This window comes from Bartonella sp. AA23NXGY (assembly GCF_042197165.1).
Classification (GTDB): domain Bacteria; phylum Pseudomonadota; class Alphaproteobacteria; order Rhizobiales; family Rhizobiaceae; genus Bartonella.
On record NZ_JBHIRO010000026.1, the window covers coordinates 1 to 9,077 of the forward strand.

2 protein-coding genes are annotated in these 9,077 nt (G+C 39.1%); both read right to left on the bottom strand.

The window, feature by feature from the left end:
• Positions 1–329: 329 nt before the first annotated feature.
• Positions 330–5,375 carry an autotransporter outer membrane beta-barrel domain-containing protein gene (locus ACFINY_RS08780; protein WP_375701010.1) on the bottom strand — a complete coding sequence of 1,682 codons (5,046 nt, stop codon included), beginning with the start codon at positions 5,373–5,375 and terminating at the stop codon, positions 330–332.
• Between the two features lie 628 nt (positions 5,376–6,003).
• A partial coding sequence (locus tag ACFINY_RS08785) for an autotransporter outer membrane beta-barrel domain-containing protein (RefSeq protein ID WP_375701011.1) occupies positions 6,004–9,077 on the bottom strand: 3,074 nt, incomplete at its 5' end.

Below are 9,077 nucleotides of genomic sequence, written 5' to 3' on the forward strand. Positions count from 1 at the left end.
CAAAAAAGGATGTAGAAGAAGCTAGTAAAAAAGCTAACTTACTTGGGCTTAAAGTGGTTTTTCATCTTTCAACACAGTGGTATTAATTTATTTCTAATAGACTTCTCTTTTTTTCAAAGTAGGAAGTACTCTTCATCCACTGGGGATGGAAGTGCTCTGTTGCGTTTGTTGTGTCTTGTCTTGGTGATTTTCGTAAAGAACTAAGTATAAAGAGGGAAGGGTGCTTTAAAAGGAAAAAGGATGACTTTAATGTACAAAAAAGGCAGCATATTGTGCTGCCCTTTTTGTTAAATTGAATAGAATGAATAGGCTATTTTTACAGCCTTGATTTAAAACTGATAGCGTATGCCACCTGAAAAGTTTGCACCGCTTATACCAGTTTTCTGAAGCTTTTGTCGATAGCTTACATCACCGTAAAGAGAGAAATTGTGAGACAGTTGTGCATTGATGCCAACGCCGCCCTCAATTGCTGTTCCCATGGAATCAAGGTCAAAATTCTTGCTAATTTGTACTTTTCCATTATCACCAAAAGCTTTGATCAAGTTTGCTTTTCCATAGAAGGAAATGGCAGGACCATTTTCAGTGGTCATAATGGTTTTGGTTAAACGTCCACCAATTCGCACCAACCATTGAGAAGGATTTTTCATATCAACGGTAAAATTATCAGCATCTTCAATGGTATCAAACATCAAATGTTGATAAGCAAGTTGTATTTGGGGCTCGAAGATTACTCCTTCCATTCCGGTAGAAAATTGTTTGCCAACGGTGGTGGAAATACTCAACATTTTTACATTGTTCAATTTCGCGGTTTTACCAATGATAGCATTGGTGATATCGCTCTTTATTATTCCATAGGATAAAAGTGTATCCATATAGAAACCACTGTCATGCTGTACGCTACTATAGGCAGTGAGAGACCATTTATCTAAAGTGCTTTTACTTGCATCCTGCATCTCTTTTGGAGTGAAAGACAGCCGCCCATAGGTGCCTATAAGACCGAAATGTGTCGTGGTATTTTGTCCTTCTAATGCCGCTAATGTGACACCGGCTTGGAGAGCAGCATAGCGAATATCAGCACCATAGCCATATTTAAGGGGACCGCGTTTCGAGGATAAGGTTCCTTTACCTCCATAGGTAGAGAGGAAGAAACTGTTTTTAAGATTTTTCTGCTCTCCCAAGACTGTTGTTCTCATATTGGCTAAAAGTGCATTTTGCTTGGCCATATCGGCTAATCCAGTATAAAAGAGGGCATTTGGCATAACCAAATAGCTTGCCATTTGTGGTACAACTGCTCTTACTTTTGAATCGGGGTCAAGAAATTCAGGCTGCAAGCGGAAGTCCCAGAAATCTTTATCCTTTTCATCGAATAAGTTTTGGTTAGCATTGGCTTTGCCATAACTTGATACTGGTCCATAGGAAGTTAGCGTATATTTATAAGGAGTTCCTCCTATGGTGGTATAGCCATTTTTCAATTTAAAGGAGTCTTCTTTTGCTTCTCCAGAAACTTGAATAAGTGAAAGTCCACCTATATTTGAAGGAGGAGAAGCATTTTCTACACTCTCCTTATCCTCTGAAACACTTTTGACATAAACTGTTGTGGTGCCTGCTACATCACCGTGAATGAGAAGCCTATCGGTTTTTTGTGCATCTATTGCAACACCATCACTCCATATAGCGTTGAAATGAATTTCTGCCTTACCAGAGGCATTATAGACTGCTAGAGTGGTTGGTATTCCAGATCCTACATGCAATTTATGATAATGATCTTCTACCAGCCCATTGAAAACAATAGAACTATCATTGAGATTGAGCACAGAAATATCAGAACGTGACCTTTGAGCAATAGCAAGCAGTTTTCCATCATCATCGGTTTCTTTTGTACTGGTTTTCAATATCCATGTTGCCTTGTTTGTCAAATCAAAGCGTACAGTTCTGTTTTCTGCAATTTTTGCTCTTCCCTTTAATACGGAGTGATTAGCATTTAATGTAAAAGCAAAATTATTTTCTTTAGTTGAAGCTTTTGCTGCTAATAAAATATCGGCACTGATTTCTGAATTTTTGAGATTGGCTATACCGATTGATTGGTCTGCGTTAATTCCAATACTATTTTCAGTGCGAATCTTTGTATTTGTCAAGTTGATTTCTAAGGCGTTATCGTCCTCGGATTTATCAAATATTATGCCACTGTTTTCTGCTGTTGCAGAAACATTTGTTACATCAATATATCCGCTATTTTTTACAACAAATGCTGATCCTTTTGCTGCTACGGTCCCTCCATTCATTTTAATCGTGCCACCGTTTTCTGCATAAAGTCCGATGAAAGTATTGCTAATCGCTGTATTTCCATGCAATTCAATTAAGCTGTAAGGATTGCTGGCAGCTGCACCGTATCCGTTGCCATCCATTGTTGTTAGAGCAACGTCTGTGACCTTAATATGTCCACCATTCATTGCAAACAATGCCATGGTTTTTGCAGTTACTGTTCCACCAGTCATTATAATTGTGCCACTATTTTCTGCATCAAGTCCGGTTACAGCATTATTAATTGTTGTCTTTCCATATAATTCAATCAAGCTTTCAGGATCGGTTGCAGCAGCACCATAGTTACCATTTGTTGTTGTTAAAGCAACATCTGTGACTTTAATATGCCCACCGCTTTTTGCAAGCAATGCCATGTTTGTTGCGGTTACAGTTCCTCCCGTCATTGTGATTGCACCACTGTTTTCTGCATTGAGCCCGATGAAAGCATTATTAATCGTTGTCTTTCCATCCAATTCAATCAAGCTTTCAGGATCGGAGGTAGCTGCTCCGTATCCGTTACCATACATCGTTGTTAGAGCAACATCTGTGAGCTTAATATGTCCTCCGCTTTTTGCAAGCAATGCCATGTTTGTTGCGGTTACAGTTCCATCTGCCATTGTGATAGTACCACTATTTTCTGTATAAAGTCCGATGAAAGCATTATTAATCGTTGTCTTTCCATGCAATTCAATCAAGCTTTCAGGATCGGAGGTAGCTGCTCCGTATCCGTTGCCATACATCGTTGTTAGAGCAACATCTGTGAGCTTAATATGTCCTCCGCTTTTTGCAAGCAATGCCATGTTTGTTGCGGTTACAGTTCCACCCGCCATTGTGATAGTACCACTATTTTCTGTATTAAGCCCGATGAAAGCATTATCAATTATTGTCTTTCCATATAATTCAATCAAGCTGTCAGGATCAGTGGTAGCTGCACCGTATCCGTTGCCATCCATTGTTGTTAGAGCAACATCTGTGACCTTAATATGTCCACCGTTTGCTGCAAACAGTGCCATGTTTGTTGCGGTTACAGTTCCATCCGCCATTGTGATAGTACCACTATTTTCTGTATAAAGTCCGATGAAAGCATTATTAATTGTTGTCTTTCCATGCAATTCAATCAAGCTGTTAGGATCGCTGGTAGCTGCACCGTATCCGTTGCCATCCATTGTTGTTAGAGCAACATCTGTGACCTTAATATGTCCACCGCTTTTTGTAAGTACTGCCGCGCTTTTCCCAGTTACAGTTCCACCCGCCATTGAGATAGTGCCACTATTTTCTGTATAAAGTCCGATGAGAGCATTATTAATTGTTGTCTTCCCATCCAATTCAATTAAGCTTTCAGGATCGGTGGAAGCTGCACCGTATCCGTTTCCGTCCATCGTTGTTAGAGCAACATCTGTGATCTTAATATATCCACCGTTCATGGTAAACAATGCTGCGCTTTTTGCAGTTACAGCTCCTCCCGTCATTATGATGACACCACTGTTTTCCGCATCAAGTCCATTTATAGCATTAGTAATCGTTGTCTCTCCATCCAATTCAATAAAGCTGTAAGGATCGGTGGAAGCTGCCCCGTATCCGTTTCCGTCCATCGTTGTTAGAGCAACATCTGTGACCTTAATATATCCACCTTTTTGTGCAAATAATGCTCTATTTCCTGCAGTCACTGTCCCTCCCATCATTATGATTGTAGAGAATAAACCGTCTGCATAGAGTCCATCACCATCAGATGATGTAACTTGAACGCTGCCTTCTTTACTATTGGCTAAAGTAATGAAGCTGCCGTTCATTACGTATAGCCCTGTGTGTTCTCCATCAAATGCTCCTCCTAATATCGTTACTTGTGAACCATCTTCTGCCGATATGCTGGTGTCTGCTTGCGTAATGGTTACATTTTCTAAAGTGAGATGACTTCCGGCAAAGGCCGTTATTCCTGTGTATAAAAACTCTTCTTTTTCATTTTCTAATTCACTTTCCCATCCAGGGTCTAATTCATTGTCCGATGTTTTCACACTTTCTAGCTTGTCTTGATCACTTATGCTGGTATTTGCATAAGTAATGGTTACATTTTCTAATTTGTTTTTATCGCTTTTACTCTCATTGAAGAACGCACCAGTTTCAAAAGCCGTAATGGTTCCTCCAGTCATTGTGATTGTGCTACCGTTTGTTGCATAAAGCCCAATTACAGCGTCATTAATTACCGTATTTCCGTGTAGTTCAATTGTGCTGTCAACATCATTAGCTATTGCACCGATTCCGGTGCCATCTTTTTTTAAAGTAACATCTGTGACGTCAATATGTCCGCCATTTTCTGCAAGTAATGCTGTATTTTCTACAGTGACTGATCCTCCTATCATTGTGATTGTGGATTGTGCACCATTTGCATAGAGTCCGTCACCATGAGATGATGTAACTTGAACACTGCCTTTTTTATTATCGGCTAATTCACTATAGGTTAAAGTAATAGCGCTGCCTTCCGTAGCAGATATTCCTTTGAGTTCTCCATCAAATGCTCCTCCTAAAATCGTTATTTCAGAATGATCATTTGCAAATATACTGGTGTTTGCTTGCGTAACCGTTACGTTTTCTAAAGTAACTTTGCTTTTGTTGTCGGCATTTATTCCCTTGTCCATGAAGTGGTCATCTTTACCGCTTGATATTGTTACACCTTCCAGCTTGTTTTTATCATTCATACTGTTTTCGAAGAAAGCGCCAATTTCAGAAACCGTAATAATGCCTCCAGTCATTTTGATTGTAGCACCATCTTTTGCATTAAGACCGAGACGAATGTCAAAATCAGTTCCTTTAATGGCTGTGTCTTGCAGTAATGTAATCGCACTGCCAAAACCGTCAGCTGTTACAGCATAAATATCCGTGTCTTTATTCCCAACCACAGTTAAATGTGTGCCGGTAATTTCCCCGTTGTCTTTTGCATGAATAATCTCATACGTTGTGTTAGATACTTCTTTTTTCTCGCCGGAAACTTCAAGAGTTTCAGCATATACATTGATATGGGTGTTGAATAGCATGACAGCTATGACAGCTGTGCAGCATAAAAGGGATTTTTTACACATCAAGATTTTCCTAACTTATAAGAGCCACACACTCTTCCCCCGCTTATAAGAAGGATATCAAATGGATGGATATTTTAGAGATGGAACGTGAATAGGATATTTTTATTTTTGTGTAAAGTATAAATTAACTTATACATTTAATATATAATGTATTATATTTAAATTCATTTAGTATTAAATGAATACATTATGTTAATATTATATAAGTATTATAAGTTTTTCTATTTAAGATATGTGTTATGTTTGCATAAAACTTGTTGCTTATGCTTAAAGAAAAGGAGTAGGCAAGAAAATTTCAAAAAACTGTATGCTTGAGCCTGATAGAGATCTCTTCCAACATCATGAAACCAAAGATGATACCATAGCTTTCATGTTTTTCTTTAACACGGTTACGATAAAATAGCGCTCATTGATTTTTCAATCGACTTTTAGTTTTTTTAAGGGATATTTTTACTAGTTAAAAGCGCGATATTTTATTGTCTTGAGTTTTTTAACTAATTTTCTTAAAGAAAAATGTTGGCGGTGTGTACTGGTAGAAAAGAATAGGGGAGAGATAAAAAGGCAGCATATTGTGCTGCCCTTTTTGTTAAATTGAATAGAATGAATAGGCTATTTTTACAGCCTTGATTTAAAACTGATAGCGTATGCCGCCTGAGAAATTTGCTCCAGATATACCAGTTTTCTGAAGCTTTTGTTGATAACTTACATCACCATGAAGGGAGAAATTGTGAGACAGTTGCGCATTGATGCCAACGCCGCCTTCAATTGCAGGTCCCATAGGATCAAGGTCAAAGTTTCTACCAATATGAATGGTACCATTATCACCAAAGGTTTTGATCAAGTTTACTTTTCCATAGAAAGACATCGGACGGTTGTTTTCAGTGGAAATGGTTTTTGTCAAACGTCCACCAACACGGATCAACCATTGAGAAGGATTTTTCATATCAACGGTAAAATTATCAGCATCTTCAATGGTATTAAACATCAAATGTTGATAGGCAATTTGTGCTTGTGGCTCGAAGGTTAAGCCTTCCATTCCAGTTGCAAACTCTTTGCCAACAGTGGTGGAGATACTCAACATTTTGGCGTTTTTCAATTTTGCGGTATTTCCTCTGATGGCATTGCCGATATCTCCTTTTATTATCCCATAGGATAGCAGTGTATCCATATAGAAACCATTGTTATGCTGTACGCTGCCATAAGCTGTTAGTGACCATTTATCCAATGTGCTCTTACTTGCATCATCCATATCCTTTGGAGTGAAAGACAGCCGCCCATAGGTGCCTACAAGACCGAAATGTGTTGTGGTATTTTGTCCTTCTAATGCTGCGAATGTGACTCCGGCTTGGAGAGCAGCATAGCGGATATCAGCACCATAACCATATTTGAGAGGTCCGCGTTCAGAAGATAAGGTTCCTGTGTTTCCGTAAGTATAGAGGAAGAAACCGGTTTGTTTTTCCTCTTCTTTTCCTAAGACAGATGTTCTGATATTGGCTAAAAGCGCGTTTTGTTTAGCCATATCGGTTAATCCACTGTAGAAGAGAGCATTTGGCATGACTAAGTAACTGGCCGTTTGTGCTACAGGGACGATCACACTTGGACCAGAACCAGAATCCGTTTCAAGAATTTCTTTATGTAAGCGGAAATCCCAGAAATTTTCATTCTTTTCATCAAAGAGGCTTTGTGCAACATCGGCTGTACCGTGGCTTGACTCTGGTCCATAGGCCGTTAGCGTATATTTATAAGGCAAACGATTTCTTGTGGTATAGCCATTTACTAGTTTGAAAGAGTTTTCTTCTGCTTTTCCAGAAACTTGAATGAGTGAAAGACCCCGGACATTGGCAGCAGCAGAGGTATTTGCTTCGATATTGTTCTCTTCTAAGCGCCCCGTGACATAAACTGATGTGTTGCCTGAGACGTTCCCATTGATCAAAAGCCTATCGGTTTTTTGGTCATTTATTGCAGCACCATCACTCCAAGCCGTGTTGAAGTAAATCTTTGCATCACCCGTTGCATTGTAGACTTCTTGCGTGTCTGGTTTACCAGAACCTATATGCAATGTTTGGTAATGATCTTCGGTTGGTCCATTAAAGATAATGGAGCTGTTATCGAGATTAAGCGTGGAAATATCAGAACGAGATCTTTGAGCGATATCAAGGAGATTGCCATCATCATCTTTTTCATTTTTGCTGGTTTTCAACGTCCATTTTGTATTGTTTTTCAGATCAAAGTGCACATTTCTGTCTTTAGCAATATTTGCTCTGCCCTCTAAAATAGACTGATCTGCGCTTAATGTGAAGGTGCCGTTGGAGATCGTTTTAACCTCTTTACCATCCCACAAATCTTTATCTTTCCATGATGTTTTGTCCCAAAAAATACCATCTCCTAATAATACGTCAGCATGGATTTCTGATTTTTTAAGATTGACTGTGCCGATTGATGGAGCAGCAGCATCTTCGATGCTTTTTTCAACAACAGTTCTAACGAAAATTCCTGTACCATTTTCAGCATGAAGCTCTGCATTAGTCAGATTGATCTCATTACTATGATATTTTTGCGGATCATGCGAGCTATTCGGATTATTATCAAAGAAAGTTGCGAATTGTAAACTGGCAACTTCTGCTGTGGCAGAAACATCTGTCAGATCAATATGTCCGCCATTTATTACAACCAGTGCAGCCATTTTTGCTTCTATTGTATTTTTCTTCCCCTTCTGAGGAGTATCGGATTGGGTATCTAGGCCTTTAGAATTAGTATCAATAGCACGATTGCTCGTTTTAATTGTGCTACCTTCAATGACAAAAAGACCAACATCAACATTTTGAATGGTTGTTTTGCCATTGAATTCAACTATACTATCGGCATCCCAAATGTTTACACCAACGGTTGCTGCTTCGGACTCACCACCGGTTATTGTTAAATCTCCGCTAATGATTTGACTTCCACCGTCTGCATAAAAACCTTCATCGACATTTTGAATGGTTGTTTTGCCGGTTAACTGAATTTCACTACCAGAATCCTCTGTCCGTACACCAGTGCTTATTTTGCCGAGATTTTCATTAATTGCTTTACCACCGACTACTGTTAAATTTTCGCTGGTAATTTTGCCACCATTTATTGCTCTAAGACCCTTCAAAATATTATTAATCGTTGCCGTTCCATGCAATTCAATTCTGCTATCAGGACCAAGTGCAAGTGCACCGGTTCCCGCGTCATTCGTTGTTAAAGCTATATCCGTGACATCAATCTGTCCACCATTTCGTGCCTCAAGCCCATGTGTGAATTTTTCAATGGTTGTTTTTCCATTTAGTTCGATCTTGCTGTTAGGCAGGTCAACTCCTACACCAGTGCTTTCTTCTTTTGCTCCAGAACCGATGAGTGTTAAATTTTCGCTGGTGATTTTACCACCATCAAATGCTCCAAGACCGTTCAAAGCATTGTTAATCTTTGTATTGCCTTTTAATTCAACTATGCTATCAGAACCAAGTGCAAGTGCACCGTTTCCGAAGTTATCGGTTGTTAGAGTAACATCCGTAATTTCAATACGTCCACCATTTTTTGTAAGTAATGCGTTTTCATGTCCATTCAAATTTCCTCCTATGACAGTCCCTCCTTTCATTGTGACCTTGGATTCTATACCATCTGCATGGAGTGCATTACCCTTAGATGATGCGACTGTAACATTGTTGTTTAAAGTAATGA

Coding starts and splice junctions, on each gene's coding strand:
- ACFINY_RS08780 (WP_375701010.1), bottom strand. CDS start 5,375: ATGTGTAAAAAATCCCTTTTATGCTGCACAGCTGTCATAGCTGTCATG.